General features: G+C 44.7%; 16 protein-coding genes, 2 tRNA genes and 2 rRNA genes. 7 read left to right on the forward strand and 13 right to left on the reverse strand.

The features are described from left to right. Positions 1–81: 81 nt before the first annotated feature. From QLH32_RS08230 to QLH32_RS08260, 7 genes are all read right to left on the reverse strand, one after another. Positions 82–2,976, reverse strand: a 23S ribosomal RNA gene (locus tag QLH32_RS08230). Positions 2,977–3,357: 381 nt separating this feature from the next. Then, positions 3,358–3,433 (reverse strand) — tRNA-Ala (locus tag QLH32_RS08235). 68 nt (positions 3,434–3,501) lie between these two features. Then, positions 3,502–3,578 (reverse strand) — tRNA-Ile (locus tag QLH32_RS08240). 59 nt (positions 3,579–3,637) lie between these two features. Then, positions 3,638–5,174: ribosomal RNA gene (locus tag QLH32_RS08245) — 16S ribosomal RNA — on the reverse strand. The 16S and 23S rRNA genes sit together here with 2 tRNA genes alongside, the layout of an rRNA operon. 380 nt (positions 5,175–5,554) lie before the next feature. Then, on the reverse strand, positions 5,555–6,616 hold the full coding sequence (locus QLH32_RS08250) for a DUF6670 family protein (protein ID WP_283269083.1): 1,062 nt from the start codon (positions 6,614–6,616) through the stop codon (positions 5,555–5,557). A 16-nt stretch (positions 6,617–6,632) separates the two neighbouring features. Next, entirely contained in the window at positions 6,633–7,466 is an 834-nt protein-coding gene (pssA, locus tag QLH32_RS08255) for a CDP-diacylglycerol--serine O-phosphatidyltransferase (protein WP_267981096.1), read from the reverse strand. A gap of 39 nt (positions 7,467–7,505) precedes the next feature. After that, positions 7,506–8,363, reverse strand: coding sequence for a 23S rRNA (adenine(2030)-N(6))-methyltransferase RlmJ (locus tag QLH32_RS08260; RefSeq protein ID WP_267981097.1), 858 nt, complete (start codon positions 8,361–8,363; stop codon positions 7,506–7,508). Between the two features lie 118 nt (positions 8,364–8,481). Here QLH32_RS08260 and QLH32_RS08265 point away from each other — a divergent pair, with 118 nt between their 5' ends. Next, a complete protein-coding gene (locus tag QLH32_RS08265; RefSeq protein WP_283269306.1) occupies positions 8,482–9,090 on the forward strand; it encodes a 2OG-Fe(II) oxygenase in 609 nt (202 codons plus the stop codon). 64 nt (positions 9,091–9,154) lie between these two features. Next, on the forward strand, positions 9,155–9,682 hold the full coding sequence (locus QLH32_RS08270) for a hypothetical protein (RefSeq protein WP_283269085.1): 528 nt from the start codon (positions 9,155–9,157) through the stop codon (positions 9,680–9,682). Between the two features lie 24 nt (positions 9,683–9,706). On the opposite strand, the gene QLH32_RS08275 is transcribed toward QLH32_RS08270, so the two are convergent. The 4 genes from QLH32_RS08275 to QLH32_RS08290 all read right to left on the reverse strand — a co-directional run bounded on the left by QLH32_RS08275 (position 9,707) and on the right by QLH32_RS08290 (position 13,872). Continuing rightward, positions 9,707–9,949 (reverse strand): DUF2789 family protein, encoded by a 243-nt coding sequence (locus QLH32_RS08275; RefSeq protein ID WP_267981100.1) that lies wholly within the window; start codon positions 9,947–9,949, stop codon positions 9,707–9,709. Positions 9,950–10,106: 157 nt separating this feature from the next. Beyond that, entirely contained in the window at positions 10,107–11,093 is a 987-nt protein-coding gene (locus tag QLH32_RS08280) for a malate dehydrogenase (RefSeq protein WP_267981101.1), read from the reverse strand. Positions 11,094–11,261: 168 nt separating this feature from the next. After that, a complete protein-coding gene (locus QLH32_RS08285) occupies positions 11,262–11,900 on the reverse strand; it encodes a ribonuclease T2 family protein (RefSeq protein WP_283269088.1) in 639 nt (212 codons plus the stop codon). Between the two features lie 73 nt (positions 11,901–11,973). Continuing rightward, positions 11,974–13,872, reverse strand: coding sequence for a lytic transglycosylase domain-containing protein (locus QLH32_RS08290; RefSeq protein ID WP_283269307.1), 1,899 nt, complete (start codon positions 13,870–13,872; stop codon positions 11,974–11,976). Between the two features lie 309 nt (positions 13,873–14,181). On the opposite strand from QLH32_RS08290, the gene miaB reads away from it, so the two are divergent. From miaB to QLH32_RS08310, 4 genes are all read left to right on the forward strand, one after another. Beyond that, the gene (gene miaB / locus QLH32_RS08295; protein WP_283269090.1) at positions 14,182–15,633 is read left to right on the forward strand and encodes a tRNA (N6-isopentenyl adenosine(37)-C2)-methylthiotransferase MiaB; all 1,452 of its coding nucleotides are present in this window, start codon (positions 14,182–14,184) and stop codon (positions 15,631–15,633) included. Positions 15,634–15,672: 39 nt separating this feature from the next. After that, positions 15,673–16,749: a PhoH family protein gene (locus QLH32_RS08300; RefSeq protein WP_279961339.1), complete on the forward strand. Its 1,077-nt coding sequence runs from the start codon at positions 15,673–15,675 to the stop codon at positions 16,747–16,749. Positions 16,750–16,820: 71 nt separating this feature from the next. Further along, positions 16,821–17,306: an rRNA maturation RNase YbeY gene (gene ybeY, locus QLH32_RS08305; protein ID WP_283269091.1), complete on the forward strand. Its 486-nt coding sequence runs from the start codon at positions 16,821–16,823 to the stop codon at positions 17,304–17,306. Between the two features lie 11 nt (positions 17,307–17,317). Beyond that, entirely contained in the window at positions 17,318–17,617 is a 300-nt protein-coding gene (locus QLH32_RS08310; protein WP_283269093.1) for an antibiotic biosynthesis monooxygenase family protein, read from the forward strand. A gap of 71 nt (positions 17,618–17,688) precedes the next feature. Here the strand turns inward: QLH32_RS08310 and QLH32_RS08315 are convergent, their stop codons facing one another. Next, the gene (locus QLH32_RS08315) at positions 17,689–19,854 is read right to left on the reverse strand and encodes a TonB-dependent siderophore receptor (protein ID WP_283269094.1); all 2,166 of its coding nucleotides are present in this window, start codon (positions 19,852–19,854) and stop codon (positions 17,689–17,691) included. A gap of 295 nt (positions 19,855–20,149) precedes the next feature. Next, complete coding sequence (locus tag QLH32_RS08320; RefSeq protein WP_283269096.1) at positions 20,150–21,034, reverse strand: energy transducer TonB; 885 nt, start codon at positions 21,032–21,034, stop codon at positions 20,150–20,152. Between the two features lie 242 nt (positions 21,035–21,276). On the opposite strand from QLH32_RS08320, the gene QLH32_RS08325 reads away from it, so the two are divergent. Further along, on the forward strand, positions 21,277–21,957 hold the full coding sequence (locus QLH32_RS08325; RefSeq protein ID WP_283269097.1) for a hypothetical protein: 681 nt from the start codon (positions 21,277–21,279) through the stop codon (positions 21,955–21,957). Positions 21,958–22,097: the final 140 nt, after the last annotated feature.

Here is a 22,097-nt window from a genome sequence, read left to right on the forward strand (position 1 = left end):
ACTAGTTTCTGCACTAAATCAAGTTTTACTTTGGTTTAATCATTTAAGTTGATGCTTTATATACAACTGTTTGGGTGTTGTATAGTCAAGCCTCACGAGCAATTAGTATTGGTCAGCTTCACACGTCACCGTGCTTCCACACCCAACCTATCAACGTCCTGGTCTCGAACGGCTCTTTAGAGGACATAAAGTCCTAGGGAAATCTTATCTTGAGGTAGGCTTCCCGCTTAGATGCTTTCAGCGGTTATCCCTTCCGAACATAGCTACCCGGCGATGCGACTGGCGTCACAACCGGTACACCAGAGGTTCGTCCACTCTGGTCCTCTCGTACTAGGAGCAGATCCTCTCAAATTTCCAGCGCCCACGGTAGATAGGGACCGAACTGTCTCACGACGTTCTAAACCCAGCTCGCGTACCTCTTTAAATGGCGAACAGCCATACCCTTGGGACCTGCTTCAGCCCCAGGATGAGATGAGCCGACATCGAGGTGCCAAACACCGCCGTCGATATGAACTCTTGGGCGGTATCAGCCTGTTATCCCCAGAGTACCTTTTATCCGTTGAGCGATGGCCCTTCCATACAGAACCACCGGATCACTAAGACCTACTTTCGTACCTGCTCGACTTGTGGGTCTCGCAGTTAAGCGCGCTTTTGCCTTTATACTCTACGCGTGATTTCCGACCACGCTGAGCGCACCTTCGTACTCCTCCGTTACTCTTTAGGAGGAGACCGCCCCAGTCAAACTACCCACCAGACATGGTCCTCGCCCCGGATTACGGGGCAGAGTTAGAACCTCAACATTACCAGGGTGGTATTTCAAGGACGGCTCCATACAAACTAGCGTTCGTACTTCAAAGCCTCCCACCTATCCTACACAAGTAAGGTCAAAGTTCAATGTCAAGCTGCAGTAAAGGTTCACGGGGTCTTTCCGTCTAGCCGCGGGTACACTGCATCTTCACAGCGATTTCGATTTCACTGAGCCTCTGCTGGAGACAGCGCCGCCATCATTATGCCATTCGTGCAGGTCGGAACTTACCCGACAAGGAATTTCGCTACCTTAGGACCGTTATAGTTACGGCCGCCGTTTACTGGGGCTTCGATCAAGAGCTTCGCTTACGCTAACCCCATCAATTAACCTTCCAGCACCGGGCAGGCATCACACCCTATACGTCCACTTTCGTGTTTGCAGAGTGCTATGTTTTTAATAAACAGTTGCAGCGGCCTGGTTTCTGCGGCTGCCAACCGCTCAGGGAGCTAGTCCCATCACCGTCAGCAGCGTACCTTCTCCCGAAGTTACGGTACCATTTTGCCTAGTTCCTTCAGCAGAGTTCTCTCAAGCGCTTTGGTCTACTCGACCTGACCACCTGTGTCGGTTTCGGGTACGATTCCTGTGTAACTGAAGCTTAGAGACTTTTCCTGGAAGCATGGTATCAGCCACTTCACTGTACAAGTACAGCTTGCTATCGACTCTCAGCATGGAGCACCCCGGATTTGCCTAAGATGCATGCCTACTGTCTTCCACCTGGACAACCAACGCCAGGCTGACTTAACCTTCTCCGTCCTCTCATCGCATTACACAGAAGTATTGGAATATTAACCAATTTCCCATCGACTACGCCTCTCGGCCTCGCCTTAGGGGTCGACTCACCCAGCCCCGATTAACGTTGGACTGGAACCCTTGGTCTTTCAGCGAACGGGTTTTTCACCCGTTTTGTCGTTACTCACGTCAGCATTCGCACTTCTGATACCTCCAGCAGACTTCTCAATCCACCTTCATCGGCTTACAGAACGCTCCCCTACCACTTACGCTAATGCGTAAATCCGCAGCTTCGGCACATAGTTTTAGCCCCGTTACATCTTCCGCGCAGGCCGACTCGACTAGTGAGCTATTACGCTTTCTTTAAAGGGTGGCTGCTTCTAAGCCAACCTCCTAGCTGTCTATGCCTTCCCACATCGTTTCCCACTTAACTATGATTTTGGGGCCTTAGCTGGCGGTCTGGATTGTTTTCCTCTTGACTACGGACGTTAGCACCCGCAGTCTGTCTCCCGGATAGTACTCATTGGTATTCGGAGTTTGCATCGGTTTGGTAAGTCGGGATGACCCCCTAGCCGAAACAGTGCTCTACCCCCAATGGTATTCGTCCGAGGCGCTACCTAAATAGCTTTCGGGGAGAACCAGCTATCACCAGGCTTGATTAGCCTTTCACCCCTATCCACAAGTCATCCCCTGGCTTTTCAACGACAGTGGGTTCGGTCCTCCAGTTAGTGTTACCCAACCTTCAACCTGCTCATGGATAGATCGCCTGGTTTCGGGTCTACACCCAGCAACTATACGCCCTATTAAGACTCGGTTTCCCTACGGCTCCCCTATGCGGTTAACCTTGCTACTGAATGTAAGTCGCTGACCCATTATACAAAAGGTACGCAGTCACCCAACAAAGTGGGCTCCCACTGCTTGTATGCATGCGGTTTCAGGATCTATTTCACTCCCCTCACAGGGGTTCTTTTCGCCTTTCCCTCACGGTACTGGTTCACTATCGGTCAGTCAGGAGTATTTAGCCTTGGAGGATGGTCCCCCCATATTCAGACAAGGTTTCACGTGCCTCGCCCTACTCGTCATCATGATGTGTGCCCTTTCGTGTACGGGAATATCACCCTCTACGTTCGCACTTCCCAGAGCGTTCCACTAGAACACACACCACTTAATGGGCTGATCCCCGTTCGCTCGCCGCTACTAAGGGAATCTCAATTGATTTCTTTTCCTAAGGGTACTGAGATGTTTCACTTCCCCTCGTTCGCTTCATAAGCCTATGTATTCAGCTTATGATACCTACCTTATGGTAAGTGGGTTCCCCCATTCAGACATCTTCGGATCACAGGATATTTGCCGCCTCCCCGAAGCTTTTCGCAGGCTATCACGTCTTTCTTCGCCTCTGACTGCCAAGGCATCCACCACATGCACTTAATTACTTGACTATACAACCCCAAACAGTCGTTAATACCTACAAGTAGTATTACCAACATTTCAGTTTGACGCACTGTGCACTTAAGCACTGTACAGCTTCAATCTAAATTCATATACCAAAACGCTTGATTCAGTGTTTTTGCTAGTTCTCAGATTAAATATCTTCTTAACAATTACTTGTTAATTTAATACTTAATCGAGTTTGAACAATTTATTTCAGACTCAATTCTACTAATCTGTTAATGATTAACTACTGCCTCGTCAGCGAGTAGTAAACTGTGATAAATCACAGAAGTTAATAAACTCAAATCAAAATCTCTTTTGATTTATTTATACATTTATTAATTTCTATAATTTATTTAGCTTTAAATTAAATGTTTCCATTTAATTCGTGGTGGAGACTAGGAGAGTCGAACTCCTGACCTCCTGCGTGCAAAGCAGGCGCTCTACCAACTAAGCTAAGTCCCCAGCTTATCATCTTGAACGATATATCTTCTCATCTAGCAGCTTGTGACTATTCATCACTTCGTCAGTAGTGGTGGGTCTGACAAGACTTGAACTTGTGACCCCACGCTTATCAAGCGTGTGCTCTAACCAACTGAGCTACAGACCCTCAGATACATCTTCGAAGAACAACTTGTTGTGGATTCTTACCAGTCACCAATCTTTCGTTAAGGAGGTGATCCAGCCGCAGGTTCCCCTACGGCTACCTTGTTACGACTTCACCCCAGTCATCGGCCACACCGTGGTGAGCGTCCTCCCTAAGGTTAGACTACCCACTTCTGGTGCAACAAACTCCCATGGTGTGACGGGCGGTGTGTACAAGGCACGGGAACGTATTCACCGCGGCATTCTGATCCGCGATTACTAGCGATTCCGACTTCATGGAGTCGAGTTGCAGACTCCAATCCGGACTACGATCGGCTTTTTGAGATTAGCATCCTATCGCTAGGTAGCAACCCTTTGTACCGACCATTGTAGCACGTGTGTAGCCCTGGCCGTAAGGGCCATGATGACTTGACGTCGTCCCCGCCTTCCTCCAGTTTGTCACTGGCAGTATCCTTAAAGTTCCCATCCGAAATGCTGGCAAGTAAGGAAAAGGGTTGCGCTCGTTGCGGGACTTAACCCAACATCTCACGACACGAGCTGACGACAGCCATGCAGCACCTGTATCTAGATTCCCGAAGGCACCAATCCATCTCTGGAAAGTTTCTAGTATGTCAAGGCCAGGTAAGGTTCTTCGCGTTGCATCGAATTAAACCACATGCTCCACCGCTTGTGCGGGCCCCCGTCAATTCATTTGAGTTTTAGTCTTGCGACCGTACTCCCCAGGCGGTCTACTTATCGCGTTAGCTGCGCCACTAAGTCCTCAAAGGACCCAACGGCTAGTAGACATCGTTTACGGCATGGACTACCAGGGTATCTAATCCTGTTTGCTCCCCATGCTTTCGTACCTCAGCGTCAGTATTAGGCCAGATGGCTGCCTTCGCCATCGGTATTCCTCCAGATCTCTACGCATTTCACCGCTACACCTGGAATTCTACCATCCTCTCCCATACTCTAGCCAAACAGTATCGTATGCAATTCCCAAGTTAAGCTCGGGGATTTCACATCCGACTTATTCAGCCGCCTACGCACGCTTTACGCCCAGTAAATCCGATTAACGCTCGCACCCTCTGTATTACCGCGGCTGCTGGCACAGAGTTAGCCGGTGCTTATTCTGCGGGTAACGTCCACTCATCAAGGGTATTATCCTCAAGAGCCTCCTCCCCGCTTAAAGTGCTTTACAACCAAAAGGCCTTCTTCACACACGCGGCATGGCTGGATCAGGGTTCCCCCCATTGTCCAATATTCCCCACTGCTGCCTCCCGTAGGAGTCTGGGCCGTGTCTCAGTCCCAGTGTGGCGGATCATCCTCTCAGACCCGCTACAGATCGTCGCCTTGGTAGGCCTTTACCCCACCAACTAGCTAATCCGACTTAGGCTCATCTATTAGCGCAAGGTCCGAAGATCCCCTGCTTTCCCCCGTAGGGCGTATGCGGTATTAGCATTCCTTTCGGAATGTTGTCCCCCACTAATAGGCAGATTCCTAAGCATTACTCACCCGTCCGCCGCTAGGATCAGTACCGAAGCACCTCACCCCGCTCGACTTGCATGTGTTAAGCCTGCCGCCAGCGTTCAATCTGAGCCATGATCAAACTCTTCAGTTAAAATCATTTTGCACCTTATTAAAGACAAGGTGCCAATTCTGGCTCATCAATTACTGACTTATATATTCGCTCAAATAAACTTCGAGAAATTTTAACCAATTAATCAATGATAATTTATCGATCGATCAACCAGTAAAAATCCACACAAGTTGTTCTTCTATTCTCTTAATGATCTTCTCGATGATTCGTCATCATCAAGCTAGGTCGGCTATGTTACCCTAAATCTCTTTAAAGTCAACCATCAATCTCAAATTTATTTCAAACCACTTTAAGTAACTGATTTAAAACAACTTTCAATCAACAGCACCACCGATGGAGTCGCATTATAGATCATTCCAAATACCTTGCAACCCCTTTCTTTAAATTATTGCAACAACTGCCTACTTCTTGCACAAATAGGGTTGAAAATGTGGAATTTGGTCCATTATTTGTTCAGTTTTACTTTTTTCCTGCCAATGCAAGGGACGACAGTCCACATATTCACAATAGCCTGAACCCTCATATTTTTCATTTTTCCAGAACAATTGGTAGTTGAAGCTTCCCACATAACCCGCAGCCAAGCCAAATTTATAATCCCCTCGGCTTTGTGCCTGAAGATGAAAAACAACCTCATCATTTTCCTGATACTGCCAAATAAACTCTCTGGGCAAATACATTTCCCGACCATTCGGTGTCTGGATTTTAGGATAGACCCGTGTCACATCAAAAATAACCTGTTTCTCATAAAGTTGTGTTTGCTGTCCCACAGACTGAATCTCAATTCTTGAAAAAACGATGTTGTTCCATTGATTCCTTAATTCTGAGAGTACGATTTGTAAGTCTGGGATCACCTGAATAATTTGATAAGTAAAAAAATGAAAGGCTATGAAAGGTAAATAAATTGCCCTGGCATGTTTTAAGATACCCTGCGCCTCAATTTGGTATTTCTGCTGTTTGTAGGTGATCTCACCCTCACATTGGCATCTTACATACCAATAGTCCGCCACCCCCCATTGCAAGGCTGAATGATTTTCTATTTCCGCATGGGTATTTACCTTAAGCTGACAACTTAATTCGTCATCAATACGCTTAAAGTAATAATTGGGGAATTCTGCCTGAATATGGTCAACATCTAAAAATTGATAACGGTCCATTTCAAACTGACACTGTTCTTTGGCACTATAGCTTTTAAGGTGCCCTACAGTGGCAACACTACTACTGACCAGAACGGTTGCGGTATCAATAGCCGTAGTCGTAATTGCGCTGGCATTATAACAGACAGGAATTCGTGGTTGCCCAATCAGGCTGATAAAGTTGAGGTAATGAAACGGTTCAGGCAAGTTTGGCAGGATCAAGGCCTGATAGACAATCTTGAACAAGCCTTTTGGAGGGTAAAAAGTTAAAGCATCTGTCTTATTCAGGTTCAGCAGCTTTAATTGATTGTTATTCATCAATATTGGCATACTGAACCTCCATTTTTTAGGTTGTTATTTTTGAATCATTCTTTTTGGCTAGTAAAGTGGTGATGAAACCTGAAAGAATATAGAGAATAGATACAATCAGGATTCCTACTGGAATGTTGTACGTGATTGCGGCAAAAATCAAGACCACTGGCAACATCACAACAAAAGGTACACGTTTGCGGTCCATTTGTTTAAATGAGTAGTATTTGATATTTGAAATCATCAACAAGCCAATACTGACCATGACAATACAGTTAACAACTTGAACTACGATATCTTTTAAGTCGAATACAAATGGAAAGTCCCGCCCAACCCAGACCATTGAGATCACCGTCACCGCTGCAAGCGGGCTGGCAATTCCAATAAAGTAACGCTTGTCCACCACACCAATCTGCACATTAAAACGCGCTAAACGGAATGCGGCACAAGCCGTATAGATAAAGCAACATGCTAAACCAATACGGCCAAGATCATGTAAACTCCAGCTATACATCAGAATTGCTGGCGCAACACCAAATGCCAATAGGTCAGACAGTGAATCATATTGTTCGCCGAATGCACTTTGAGCCCCGATTGCCCGTGCAACACGACCATCCAGACCATCCAGCAATGCCGCCAGAAAAATGGCATAAATCGCCTGGTTAAAGTTTCCATTCATGCTTGCGATGATGGAATAGAAACCCGAAAGAAGTGCAGCAGTGGTAATCAGGTTAGGCCATAGATAGATGCCACGGCGTTTTACTTTCTGCCCCTCATGCGTCTGCTCTTCTTCTTCCACTTCAAAGGTGATGCCATCGAAAGAATGGTCTCTATTATTTAAATCAGAATCTGGTTTAGGAGAATTTGTCATTATTTTCAATTCCTCGAGAATATCTTGACGGTGGTGGGCTTATTCACCCACCAACCAACGCACCGCAGCGTGACCACCATTTTCACTCATGCGCAAATGTGGGAACAGCCATTGTAGGGCCTGGTCCGCATCTTCTGAGAATTTCCAGGGTGGGTTGATCACCAACAAACCACAGCCATTTAACCCGACTGGTGTGTCATCTGGCCATACACAGATTTCGCACACCAACTGACGGCGAATCCCTGTCTTGAACATTTTCTTTTCAAAACGTTCGATCATGGCACGGTCTTTAATTGGATACCAAACCGCAAATACGCCTGTAGGCCATTTTTTATAAGCAGTCTGCAACAGCTCAACCAGTTGTGGGAAATCTTTACGCTCGATCTCATAAGGTGGGTCGATCATCACCAAACCACGTTTTTCTTTGGGTGGAATAACACCCAACAAACCCTCATAAGCATCGCGCTCATGCAAGCCCATACGCTTATCACGGATGTTGTGGCGTAATTGCTGGAATACATCGCGCTGCATTTCGAACACAGTCGCTTTATCAATTTCACGCATCGCCTGCAAGGCAAACCACGGCGAACCAGGATAGCTGCCTTTGCCCTCTTCAGTACGCAGGCTTTCCACCAGTTTCAGGTATTCCTGAATGGCCTCAGGTGCCTGGCGCTTTTCCATTTCACCCAACTGTACCAGACGATGAATCCCTGTTAAGAATTCGCCAGATTTTTGCGCTGGCGCAAGTGATAAATCATACTTGCCCGCCCCGCCATGAGTATCAATATATCGATAAGGTTTATCTTTGGCATTTAAACGAGTGAGCAGTTGAAGCAAAAGTACATGCTTCATAACATCGGCAAAGTTACCCGCATGGAAATGGTGACGGTAATTCATGTTGACAATTATTCCTCAATTCAAAGGATAGTTTAACATGAAAATAGAGGCTATTCTTTAGCATTGATGTGATCACCTCAAATTGCCCTATAAATGATTAAGCATGAACTGGAACTGTATGCAATCTTCCTCTCTCCCAAGCTACTGGAATCTGGACAAGATTCTGGATGATTTAAATGCGTCTGGATTTGCCCTGATCGATGAGGTGTATCCAAATGAATATGTACAAGCACTGGTACATGAATGTAGTTCACATCTGGAGCAGTTCAGGGCGGCAGGTGTGCAGAATGGTGTGGTGAGCCACATTCGTAGCGATCATATTTTATGGATTGATGGTCAACTTCCGATTGCGCAGCAACATATCCAGACCTTGGAACATTTATCCCAAGTTTTGAATCAGGCTTTTTATCTGGGTATTAAAGAGGTTGAGGCACATTTTGCCTGTTATCACGCAGGTGAGTTTTATGCCTTGCATCGGGACAATCCACAAAAGAAAAATGACCGCATGATTTCAACCGTGTTCTATCTGCATAAAGACTGGCAGGAGGATTGGGGTGGTCAATTACGTTTGCAGGATAAGAATGATCAGTGGCATATCATCCAGCCCCTACCCAATCGCCTTGCAATCTTTCAAAGTGATTTATTGCACGAAGTTCTGTTATCGAAACAACAGCGTTTATCCATCACCGCATGGCTACGAAGTGGAAACTCAATATGGAATGGTTAAATCCTTTAAATTACGAAAAACAGCCCGATATAACTCGGTATAACTGACGATTTTGGATCAATAAATGTCAAATGAAACCAAACAGGTGATTGCACGGATTGGTGAAACCGACCAACTTTATTTAAATGGCAATACCCCTGAACTGGCTTTGGAGCGGGCTGAATTGCGTTTGCAACTGGTCTTGCTGAGCCATGTTCGTCAGGAACAGTTGCATTTTTTGCAGGAAGCCATCGTTCTGCTTGAACAGGCACGGATTGAATATGAAGAAATGCCACTTAGTCTCTATCTAAACCTGTCCCTGCAACTTGCCAAAGCCTACATGATCTATTTTGAACTGACCAAAGAACAGCGTTTTGCCTTGATCACCCAGCAGATTTTAAAGCCGTTGGCACACCACAACCATCTGGATATTTACTTCTTTCTGGCCTATGCCTCAGCAGCGAAAAAGGAACAGGCATTAACCCAACACTGGCTGAAAAAGTATGTGTCCTGTTTAGACCATGATCTGGAACTGTTACAGGTTCACCCCGCATTTAGCCTTGCCCGTGAGGAAGAATGGTTTAAAACCCTGATTCGAAATAAAGCTCACTGATATGAGCTTTATTTTTATATGTGCTTATCGAGTGCTATCTAAATGCAGTTGCTGGTTAAGCTCATCAATCACAATTGCCCAGTCGTCATCTTTATCCCAATGGCTTTTTAGGAAATCACGTTGGCCAGCACTCCAGAACTCAGCCTCATGTAGTTTTTGATCAGCCCCAAGCTGGTGTGTTTTCACAAAACTTTCAATTGAGGCATCATCCGCCTCAAGTCCCAGTTGTTCAAATAAAAGCTCAAGTGTTGGTTGTTGTTCAAACATTGTTATTCTCCACATCATTGTCCCGATCAAAATAATCTAACAGCAAATACGGATTGCATGGAGATGTATGTCTATATTTTCTTGTAGTTTTTTGTTTTTTATCGCAACAAAAAAAGCACTCTCCAAGAGAGTGCTTTCAATTTATCAAAAAGATAAATTATTTTAGCATGTCAGCAATTGCCGCACGTTCTTCTTCAAGTTCCTGAAGAGTCTTGTCCATACGCTCACGGCTGAACTCGTCAATTTCAAGACCTTCAACACGTGTGTACTCGCCATTTTCACAAGTCACTGGCACACCGTACATTACGCCTTCAGGGATACCGTAAGAACCGTCAGATGGAATACCCATCGTTACCCATTTGCCGTTTGTACCCAACGCCCAGTCACGCATATGGTCGATTGCAGCGTTGGCAGCTGAAGCAGCTGAAGACAAACCACGCGCTTCGATAATCGCAGCACCACGTTTACCAACAGTTGGAAGGAATACGTCTTTGTTCCATTCCGCATCGTTGATCTTGTCTTTCAAGCTTTCGCCATTTGCAGTTGCAAAACGGTAGTCAGCATACATTGTTGGAGAGTGGTTACCCCAAACAGTCAATTTCTCGATGTCAGCAACCGCAACACCCGCTTTCTGAGCGATCTGGGTCAACGCACGGTTGTGGTCAAGACGCAACATTGCGGTGAAGTTTTTCGCTGGAAGGTCTGGAGCAGATTTCATTGCGATATAAGCGTTGGTGTTTGCAGGGTTACCTACAACCAATACCTTAACGTCACGGCTGGCAACTTCGTTTAAAGCCTGGCCTTGACCAATGAAGATTTCGCCATTCACTTTCAACAGGTCAGCACGTTCCATACCAGGACCACGTGGACGAGAACCTACCAACAACGCATAGTCTGCATCTTTAAATGCAACCTTTGGATCATCAGTCCCGATCATGCCCGCCAATAATGGGAAAGCACAGTCATCAAGTTCCATCATTACGCCTTTAAGCGCTTGTTGAGCTTTTTCAACAGGAACTTCAAGCAATTGTAGAATGACTGGTTGATCTTTACCTAACATTTCACCGCTTGCAATACGGAATAGTAAGCTATAACCAATTTGACCAGCAGCGCCTGTAACGGCAACACGAACGGGTTGCTTCATGTGATATTCTCCAGTGAGATGCGTTAGCACGATTGAATTTTCTTGTTATTCAACCGAATTATCATAAACGGCAAAGATTGTACTCTAAAGCGAACGTAGATGCATGTAAAAGAGAATGGATTTCAACAAAAGTCTGATAGAAAATACAAATTAAGCCAGAAAAAATGCCTAATAGCTGCCCTTGATGGTAAATTCGTTTGGACAGCCCGTGACAATATGGCTTGCACATTGTTTGTATTGCCCATTTTTCTGGTAACACACGCGAATTTCAGTCAGGATGGAATCGAACCTGGAAGCCTGACAGCTAAAACGGATTCCGTTTGGTGGCAGGGATGGATTGAGCTTGGTAAATTGCTGACGCAGGTTTTCCTTTTGTACCTCAATGGTATTTGGACTGGTCAGGTCAGCAGGAATTTTCAGGCGCTCGGCAAAGTTGATGACCGTCCTGAAATACTGACTTGCATTCATGGGGACACAGCCGCCAACATTTTGCCAAAGTTGAACCCGTGCGTTTTCATCAGGCATAACCCGTGCGACAACCTTTGCCTGCAATGGGCTTAGTTTTGCTAAAGTCTTGGTTTCACAGTTTTTATTGACAGGCACTTCTGGCAGCAGGCTTGAGATGGTTAGTGAATAACCCTCAAGGCATTTGCGCTGTTTCTGCTTCGATGTATCCAATGCACAAGCCGCGGGCGTCATTTGTATATGCATGACATAACCAACCAGATCGTTATTATCTGCTGCATATAATGGCGCACTGAATGATAGAACCAAGTAACAGAACAAACTCTGCAAGGTTCCTAACATTGCTTGCTTGAATATTTTTTTCAATTTCATCAAATACAAAAACTTCATTGTTTCAAATTAAACATCTCGTGTTCTAGGGTTCATTGCGCACAGGAATGATACTCATCCGTTTCTCCAGGGATTGCGCACCCTGCCCTAGTACCACGCCATAATGTGTTGCATTGGTCATCACATGCTTAACGTAATCACGTGTTTCCAACAATGGAATGGTTTCTGTGTACTGGTCTGCCGCCATGGTCTGGAAATCTGGCTGCCAGCGTTTTGCCCGATTAGGCCCCGCGTTATAACCTGCTGTTGCCAGTACCGCATTGCCACTCAATTGGCTCTGAATCATGGACAAGTAATAGGTGCCATAGCGAATATTGGTATTCATTTCGCTCAGTGCGGCTGGGTTATAGGTTTCCCCCATTTGGCGGGCAACCAACTTGGCCGTGTTTGGCATGATCTGCATCAGGCCACCCGCTCCAACATTGGAACGTGCTGTTGTTACAAATCGGCTTTCCTGACGCATTAAACCATATGCCCATGCAGGATCAATACCAGCATTGTAACTATGGCTGGTGACATTGCTACGGTGCGGTGTTGCATAGCGGTAGGTGTCGTTATGCTTGTTCATGGTACGGTCAGCGGCGTAAATCGCGCGATCATACCAGCCCATGTCATGTGCACGTTTTGCCGCCGCCAGCAACATTCCATCATCCTGCTGCAAGTAGGCCTGACGAACCGCCCAGTTCCATTCCCTGTTGGTGTAGTTTGCTGGCGCATTCACATCGCGAAGTGCAAATGCACGTCTAAAATGGATGTTTTGATTTAAACGCTGTATATCCTGTGAACTCGGCTGCTCATCATAGGGTTGATGGTTATAACGCTCGCCCAAACGGTCCTTGGCAAGCAAATTGTGATAGTCATCACCACTTTGCGCCAGCTTTCGATAAATCTGCTGCGCCGCCTGTTTTGATGCTGCATCTGAACGTTGCTCAGAGGCACGCGCCAACCAATATTGCCAACGATCTTCCTGTTTTTGGGTGACTGACATCGCATCAATGGCACGAATCAAACTTTCCCATGCACCGAAACGAATCGCCTGACGCGCGTAAATTTCGGCTTCCTCTGGACTCAGCGGATAACCATAACTTTGGTCGTAGGCATTGAGCACTTCACGATTAAAACCATTTTTCATCACTGTGGTGCCACCGACATACCCAATGGTACGGTACAAATATTTTTGTACAGGCGGTGGCGTATCCTGAGCCGCGCGCTGGATATTTGCCAAGGCATTGGTTAAATCACTGTCAGCCACACGCCCCAGAGCAAAAATCAGGTAGGCATAATCCGCATCATTGGTTTTTGGCGCACTCCATAAATACCCCAATGGGTTTTCCTGAATCTGATTCAACTGGGCAAGCGAAAGATTCAGCCCCATAGTTTGTGCGGTTGCAATAGCCTGTCCCGACTGCCCTGCACGCAACTGTCCCCATAACCGCTGCTGACGGTCCTGGGCAGTCATAAGCGGGCTGGAAAGCATCATTCGCCCCAACCCCGTACATGAGTCAGGCTGGGCATTGGTGGCTAACCAGACATCTTTATATTCCGCATAAACCAGACTGTCACCTGTCTGTGCCCTGACCTGCGCAACAGCGCAACTTTCGGCCTGGTCTGGATTGGTCACATAGCTTAAAACAGGTTTTGCTTCGCTAAAATTCGCTTGTTTGACTTTTTCCTCAACGTAGTCAGCCGCCAGCTTCTCAGCCATTGCAGATTGTGGATAGCGCTGGGCAAAGCTGATAATTGAGGATGCAGGCTGAAAACCAAGGTTGGTGTTGAGTTTCCAATATTCTGGATAATAGCCCAATACATCATTTTGCATGGCATCTTGATATTGGTCGAGCAAGGCGATGTTGCTGGCATTGGCCGCACGCAGGGCATCGTTAAACTGTTCATCCAGCGCATAGACAGAAGAGCACGCAATCATTCCACCAACCGCCACAATACGGCGGAAGTTTTTCTTGTTATTCAGTTTATTGGTCACGGTTGTTATAAAATCATGTTGCTTATTCATCTTCATCAATACATTTGCCCAGTTTTGCCCTGCCGTTATAGTGTAATAAGTCTGGCTCCCCACTATTGTTGTGTTATGTAACTTGCTGATTCATATTCATTAAAATTCACGTAATTTCATCCACAATGTGTCCATTTTTGTCAGTTTTTTATTCTCTGCGCACATCGAAAAATACTGCTATAATCCGCGGTTTGTTTAAATCCATCTTGTTTAGGAGCCTGCATGACGGTTCAAACATTCATTCCCAGTGCTGTAAAAGCTGCCTCAGAAAACACTGTTACCCAGCCAATGCACACCGCTGATGTTTCAATAAAGAAGCTGTATATTGAAACTCAAGGGTGTCAGATGAATGAGTATGACAGTCATCGTATGGCAGACTTGCTCGGTGATTCACATGGCTATGTGCTCACCGACAATCCAAATGAAGCAGACATTCTGCTCATGAACACCTGCTCAATCCGTGAAAAAGCGCAGGAGAAAGTATTTAGTGGCCTAGGTCGCTGGCGTAAGCTGAAAGAACAGAATCCAGATCTGGTGATTGGTGTGGGTGGCTGTGTTGCCTCTCAGGAAGGCGACAACATCCAGAAACGCGCTCCGTATGTGGATATGGTCTTTGGTCCGCAAACCCTGCACCGTTTACCACAGATGCTTGATCAGCATCAGGCACAGGTGGAAAAGCCAAAGAAAGAAAAAATCAAGCTGGTTGATATTTCTTTCCCTGACATTGAAAAGTTCGACTTCCTGCCTGAACCTCGCGTTGAGGGATTTAAGGCCTTTGTCTCGATTATGGAAGGCTGTTCAAAATATTGCTCATTCTGTGTAGTGCCGTATACCCGTGGGGAAGAGGTTTCTCGCCCTCTGGATGATGTGTTGGCAGAAATTGCAGGGCTGGCTGAAAAAGGCGTACGCGAGATCAGCCTACTCGGTCAAAATGTGAATGGTTATCGTGGTGAAACCTTTGATGGCGACATCTGTACTTTCCCTGAATTACTGCGTTTAGTGGCCGAAATTCCAGGGATTGGGCGCTTGCGTTATACCACCTCCCACCCGCTTGAATTTTCAGATGACCTGATTCAATGCTACCGTGACCTGCCACAGATGGTGTCGCATTTGCATTTGCCTGTACAAAGTGGCTCAAACGATGTGTTGCAGGCAATGAAACGTAACCACACCATTGATGTCTATATTGATAAAATTGCCAAATTGCGTAAAGTGCGTCCAGATATGCATTTATCCAGCGACTTTATTATTGGTTTCCCAGGTGAAACCGATGCACACTTTGCTGAAACCCTACAGTTCATTAAAGACCTGGATTTCGACCATTCCTATAGTTTTGTCTATTCAAAACGTCCTGGTACGCCTGCGTCAGACCTGCCAGATGATACGCCTGAACAGGTGAAAAAAGACCGTTTGTCTCAGGTTCAGCAAGTGATTAAGCAATCAAGTATTGATAAGACTGATGCCATGCTGGGTAAAATTGAACGTGTCCTGATTGAAAAGGTATCTGACAAGGATCCGAATGTTTTAATTGGTACAGCGGACAATACCCGTCTCGTGACCTTTATCGGTGACGCCGCGTGGATTGGGCGTTTCGCGGAGATCGAGATCACGGAAATTAAAACTTTAAATTTAGTTTATGGTGAACTCTTGAATCTTGAACCTGACGTGGCGTAATGTAAGGGTATTCCTACACGTGAGCTAAAAGGGTTTCTCTTGACTTCAGCGATTAAACGTACTGTAACGTTCCCTGAAATTTCCATGGAACATTTAAAACGAATGCTCGGTGCATACAACGGGCATTTAAAGCAAATCGAACAACGTTTAGATGTCAAAATTACTCACCGAGGCGATGCCTTTTATCTAGACGGTGATATAGAAACAGTCGAAAGGGCCGAGGCACTGTTGCAACGGCTCTATCAAGAATCAGAAATTTCCTCACAAATCAGTGCTGATGTCCTGCATTTGATGATTCAGGGTTCACAGACCGACCGTGAACTGATGGATGATTCAGATCAGGAACATACAGGACTGGATAGCGTTTGGTTGCAGACCCGCAAAGGGCGAATCAACCCACGTGGTGCCAACCAGAAACGCTATGTGCAGCGTATTTTACAAAGTGACATTTCATTCGGAATTGGCCCTGCGGGTACAGGTAAAACCTATCTCGCGGTTGCTGCTGCAGTGGACATGCTGGAACGCAATGAAATCCAGCGCATCCTGCTGGTCCGCCCTGCGGTTGAAGCAGGTGAAAAACTGGGTTTCCTGCCAGGTGACCTCACCCAGAAAATTGACCCTTATTTACGCCCACTTTACGATGCCCTCTATGAAATGCTGGGCTTTGAAAAAGTGGCCAAACTGATTGAACGTCAGGTGATTGAGGTGGCTCCGCTTGCCTATATGCGTGGACGAACCCTCAATCACTCTTTTGTCATTTTAGATGAGGCACAAAACACCACACCTGAACAGATGAAGATGTTCCTCACCCGTTTAGGTTTTGGTTCGCGTGCCGTGATTACAGGTGACGTGACTCAGGTGGACTTACCTCGTGGGCAGCAGTCTGGTTTGGCTCATGCCTTACGGGTGCTTGAAAATGTCCATGAAATTCATATTACCCGTTTCCATTCCCGTGATGTGGTGCGTCATCAACTGGTACAAAAAATTGTTGAGGCTTACGAAGGCTGGGACAGCGAACAGCAACGCCTGTCTGCTGAAGCCCGTGCCGAACGCAAAGCTCGACAAGAAGCATTGATTGCAGAAAATGATTCTGCGGCAGATGCGCAACACTCTTAGAAAAATCTCCAATCCCTCTTTTGTTGCGATGCTTTAGTCGCATCTCAGGGGGACGATTTTAAGGATCTATTTTGAAAATCAATTTAAGTCTGCAACAAGACTTTCAAGCTGCTGAACTACCACTTAAACGTGGTCAAATCAAAAAAAATATCGAAACCACCCTCCGTCATGTTGGTTTCAATACGGACTGTGAAATTGGTATTGCCTGTGTTGATCTGGCAGAAAGCCACGAGCTAAATCTGCAATACCGTGAAAAAGATAAACCCACCAATGTACTGTCTTTTCCAAGTGACATTCCAGAAGAAGTGCTTAGCTTACTGGATGCAGAACCTTTGGGTGACTTGGTGATTTGTATTCCCGTGGTTTTACAAGAAGCCGCAGAACAGCAAAAAACACCAACGAATCATTTCACGCATTTATTGGTTCACGGCATCCTGCATTTGCTTGGCTATGACCATGAAACCAGTGAATCTGATGCTGAAGAAATGGAAGCATTGGAAATTGAGATTCTTAAAAAGCTTGGTGTTGCAAATCCATATCAGGCAGATGAAAGCTAGAACAACTTTCCATGTATATCGTTATTTTTAAAGCCACTGTCAAAGAACTAGATTCAACCTACTCAGCAATGGCACAAAAGCTAAGGAATAAGGCATTGAGTCAATATCACTGCATAAAGTTTGAGGCTTGCAGTGAGAATGGTTTTGAAATTGCCTTGTCTTATTGGAATAGTCTTGAAGATATTAAACGTTGGCAGCAAGATGTAGAGCATCTGCTTGCTCAGCGTTTAGGTAAAGAAAAATGGTATCAGGATTTTAGCGTTGAAATTTGCAAAGTAGAACGCGCCTATTCAAGTCAAAATGGATTGTGAATAACCTCGGACTTATCCACAATCCCAATAAAAAACGGCTTAATCAAGCCGTTTTTTATTATTCGCTGCAATTAGAATTGATAGCGTAAAGTTAAAGTTGCGTTGCGTGGTGTTCCCCATGTGGTTTGACCATATGCAGGGAAGATTCCATAATATTCCTTATCAAATAGATTATTAATATTCAATTGTGCAGAAAAATCTTTGGTTAATTGATAACGAGCCATTAGATTCACCAATGCATAAGCATCTTGCTCAACTTTTTCTGACACTCCTAAAGGATTGCCTGCCATGACATAAGTACTACTTTGCCAGTTAACACCACCACCAACAGTAAGTGCATTTAATTTGCCTGGTAACTGGTATGTTGTAAAGGTCTGTACTAATTTACGTGGTAACTCAGAATTTACATCATCACCATTTACATCAGTTGCCTTAAACTGGCTATAGCCTGCGGTCACTTTCCAGCTAGGTAAAATCTCACCAGTTAACTCAACTTCAAAACCTTTACTTTCAGTCCCTTTCGCAGCACGATAATAAACTTCCTTATTCTCATGAATACCAGCCTGTTGGGCTAAATTATCCTGCTGAATTTGGAATAACGCCAAGGTTCCATTTAACTTGCCATCAAACCAACCAGATTTTATACCTATCTCTGTACTATTCCCCTCAATTGGATCAAGCACCGTACCTTTCACATCTTTTTCAGCTTGCGGTTGAAAAATATTGGTATAACTTGCATAAGCTGAAATAGACTTGTTAATGTCATATACGACACCAACATAAGGTGTAAATTCATTGTTATATTTAAGCTGATATGAGCCAGGTGTATAAACGACTGCACCAGTTTTTTCAAAATCAGTGAGGCGACCACCTAAAATGAATTTTAATGGGTCAATAATAGTCCAGCGTGTCGCCACATAAGCCGCATTCTGCTTGCTATTACTTGTTTCATAGAAGCTTGTTGCACTCCATGTTGGGGTTGGATAATTCCCATTCCAACGATTGAAATTGCCCACACTAGGTACACATCCACATCCAAAATCAGCAGTACGGCTATCCGCATTGAAATCCTGTTTAGAATAGAGATATCCCAATGTTAATTCATGCTGCTGTCCCCAAAGACCGAACTTACCATTGACTTGTAAACTCACGTCATCCTGAGTAGTGTTGACTTTATATGAACCTGCAAACGCACCCGATCCCAATCCAGTATTTGAGTCTGGATAACCGCTCAAAAATAATAATTTTGAATCGCCATTACGGTCACCACGACTATAAGATAATTTAGCATTCCAGTTATCATTAAAACTGTGGGTTACATCTGCAAATAAATTAGTGTAATCACTATCCCATTGTGCCCAATTCGCACTCGTTGTTTTGCTACGATTCCATTTTGTACGAGTACCATCACTATACCAAACAGGTAAACCACCCCACATTGGACTATCAGTTTTATTTTCCTGATAGCTTACACCTGCCGACAATACGGTATTTTCTGCAATATCAGTCTCTCCTGTCACCAAAGTAGTTAAAGCCTGTTTCTTCAACAAGTCAATATAGCTATCACCCTGCTCATACTGAGCAACTGCACGTCCACGCAATGCCCCTGATTCATTCAGACTATTGGCAATATCACCCATGACACGATAATTATTCCAGCTACCGCCACTGACTTCTAAATTAGCTGTCGGCACTTTACTTGTTGCACGCTTGCGAATCATATTAATGGCTGCTGATGGATTGCCAGGTCCAGTCATAAGCCCTGTTGCTCCACGCACCACATCAACTCGATCAAATAAAGCTGTACTTGTTACAGTTTCACCAGAACTCCATGGCTGGTCATAACGTGTTGGAACACCATCAATTTGGTAATTATCAATCTGGAAACCACGTGCATGTAAACTGCTACGGTTAGTTTCATAACGCTGAACATTGATACCCGTTACATTATCGGCAACATCAATAAGGCTTGTAAGCCCTTGGTCTTTCATTCTTTGTTCAGTAACCACCGAAACTGACTGAGGTGTTTCCTTAACAGATAAGCCCAAGGGTACGGCAGTTGTCGTTTTTTTAACGGTATAAGCTTTCTTCTCTTGGTTTTCATCTGCCGCCTTGACTGTAATTGTCGGCAACTGTGCATTTTCATTTGTCTCAGCATAAACAAATGATGGCAGCAACATCGCCATGGCAAGCATAAGTGGATGAGCCTTGAAAGCTCCAGTCGGATAGTGATGCATAAGGCAGGTCCTTATAAAAGGTATGGAGCATTTGAACAACATTCCCTCTCACTCCCCCTAAAACCAGTATTTAAAGTGAGAGATAAGATTATTCAAAAGGAGAGTTCAATAAAAGACATAGCAAATGATAATTATTTTTATTATCAATTCAAGAAAATTCGAATAAATTTAGTTCCTTGTTTTTATTTCACTTAAAGTAATATTTAAAAATTAAAACTATTAATATTATGATTTATATATAAAAATATTTATTATTTTTAGAATAATAATTTTCTATAAATTCTAAAATACTGGCTTAATGCACCTCAAATTCAGCATCGACAGGGTCAAAACGCCAGGTACGCACAATTCGCAACTCAGAAATATCTTTCATATTGGCATCAAAAGCTCCAAATGGTGCACCACGGCGTACAGAGGCTTTTGCTGCCTCATCCAGAATTGCATGTCCTGAACCTTCAATGAGGCGAATGGCACGGATACCCCCCTGCGCATTCAGAATGACCATTAGACGCACTTCACCCGACAGGCGCTGTTGTTTTGCTTCATCTGGATAGTAACGGTTGCCATACAACTCAACTTTTTGACGGAACTTATCCAGATAGGCAGCCGAAGCATCCTGCTTTGCCTGTATGCCATCAACTGTTTTAATACGCTGTTTGCGGCTAAAGTTTTGCTGGCGTTTCAGGTACTGGGCCTCAAGGCTTGCCACCATTGCAGCTTTCGCCTGAAACTGGCTTTGCAATTCATCCAGCGCCTTTTTCCGCTCACTCTGTTCAGCCTGTTTCTGCCAGCTAAGTACGGTCATCAAGACTTTTTCTTCGAATTTTAATTCCCGTTTTTGTTGAACCTTTTCCAGGCTTTCCAGTTCTGACTCACCTGTCGTTGCATCCGCCTGCATTGGTGAGGGCATGTCACTCGACATCAGGTGTGCCTCGCGGAATTCACCTGAACCCTTTTGGTCAGCCTGTGCCAAAAAGTCGGCATCTTTTACCTGCTCCTTGCTGGGATGAACCGTGACCGCAATTTCCTTGGTTGAGGTATCAGTAGGTGATGGCATCGCAAACTGAATGGTCAAGACAACACCATGCAACAGCATCGCCAAAGCCACTGCTGCAATAAAAACTGGATCTTGCCACCAATAAGGAGACAGTTCAGAACGAAAATTTATTTTCTTCCACATGCGATTCAAGCGACAAAAATGTCTCATCCCCAACGGTGGTTACCGTATAAAAACCTAACAGATATTCAAAATTTTACAAAAATGTGATCCACTTATAGCTACAGTGTTTCCATACCATCATTTTATGAAAATGTAGCAATTAATTTTGCTACACTGCAAGTTAGAAATTTATTTTTATTTTTTAGTTATTACAAAGATCGTGGCATTGCATTAAAAACAATTCACTTTCTGGAACAACTTTTATGCAAACGCTAATTTCATCCGTTGTTAAACGTCTACGTAAAGTTTACCAAAAAGCCGAAGAATTCATCGAAGAAGAAAGAGAGTTTTCGTTATCGCAGGTGTTTGTGAATGCGACAATGGAACGTTATGTCACCGAGAAAGTGGAGATCATCAAGGACCTGCATGCAGACCTTTATGATGGCTGGCTACGCCTTTATGCAACACTTGATGTCAAGGGAATACACACCACGCTTTCCGTGGACCTGAAACTGATTCAGATGGAAATGAATAAAGATGTTCAACTGATGGTATTTGAACAGATCAGCAACACCCAGGTGATTGAGGCAAGGTTTAAAAACATTTTCCTGAAATGGGGTTTTCACACCGCAATCTGGTATTACCAGAAATTTCGTGAGGAAGACCCACTCGGTAAAATTCTGGAGCATTTTGACATTGTCTCGGTTAAGGATGACTTGCTTTATCTGGATTTAAACCAGTGGTTTAGCAAGAAGCCGAGCATCATCGAAACGCTAAGCAAGGTGCATGTGAACCGTGCCAGAGTACGCCCCGCTGAATTGATTGTCTGGGGCAATGTCAATCTGGCTGCAATCCTGTATCCATCCAACGAAGATGACTTTGATGAGGATGGGCTGGACGAGACTGAAGTTACCCCTATCCAGCAAAAAGATACCAGAAGATAAGGAAATCGCATGCATGGGGCGTGTCATAAAATCGTTCACGCCTCAAAACTATACATCTTCATGTTTTATACGAAAAATTAACAAGCGCTTAGTAAAAAACCTGATCTTTTCTTCATAATCTACAGGCATAATAACCATAA

It is taken from the genome of Acinetobacter corruptisaponis (genome assembly GCF_030053775.1).
GTDB lineage: Bacteria > Pseudomonadota > Gammaproteobacteria > Pseudomonadales > Moraxellaceae > Acinetobacter > Acinetobacter corruptisaponis.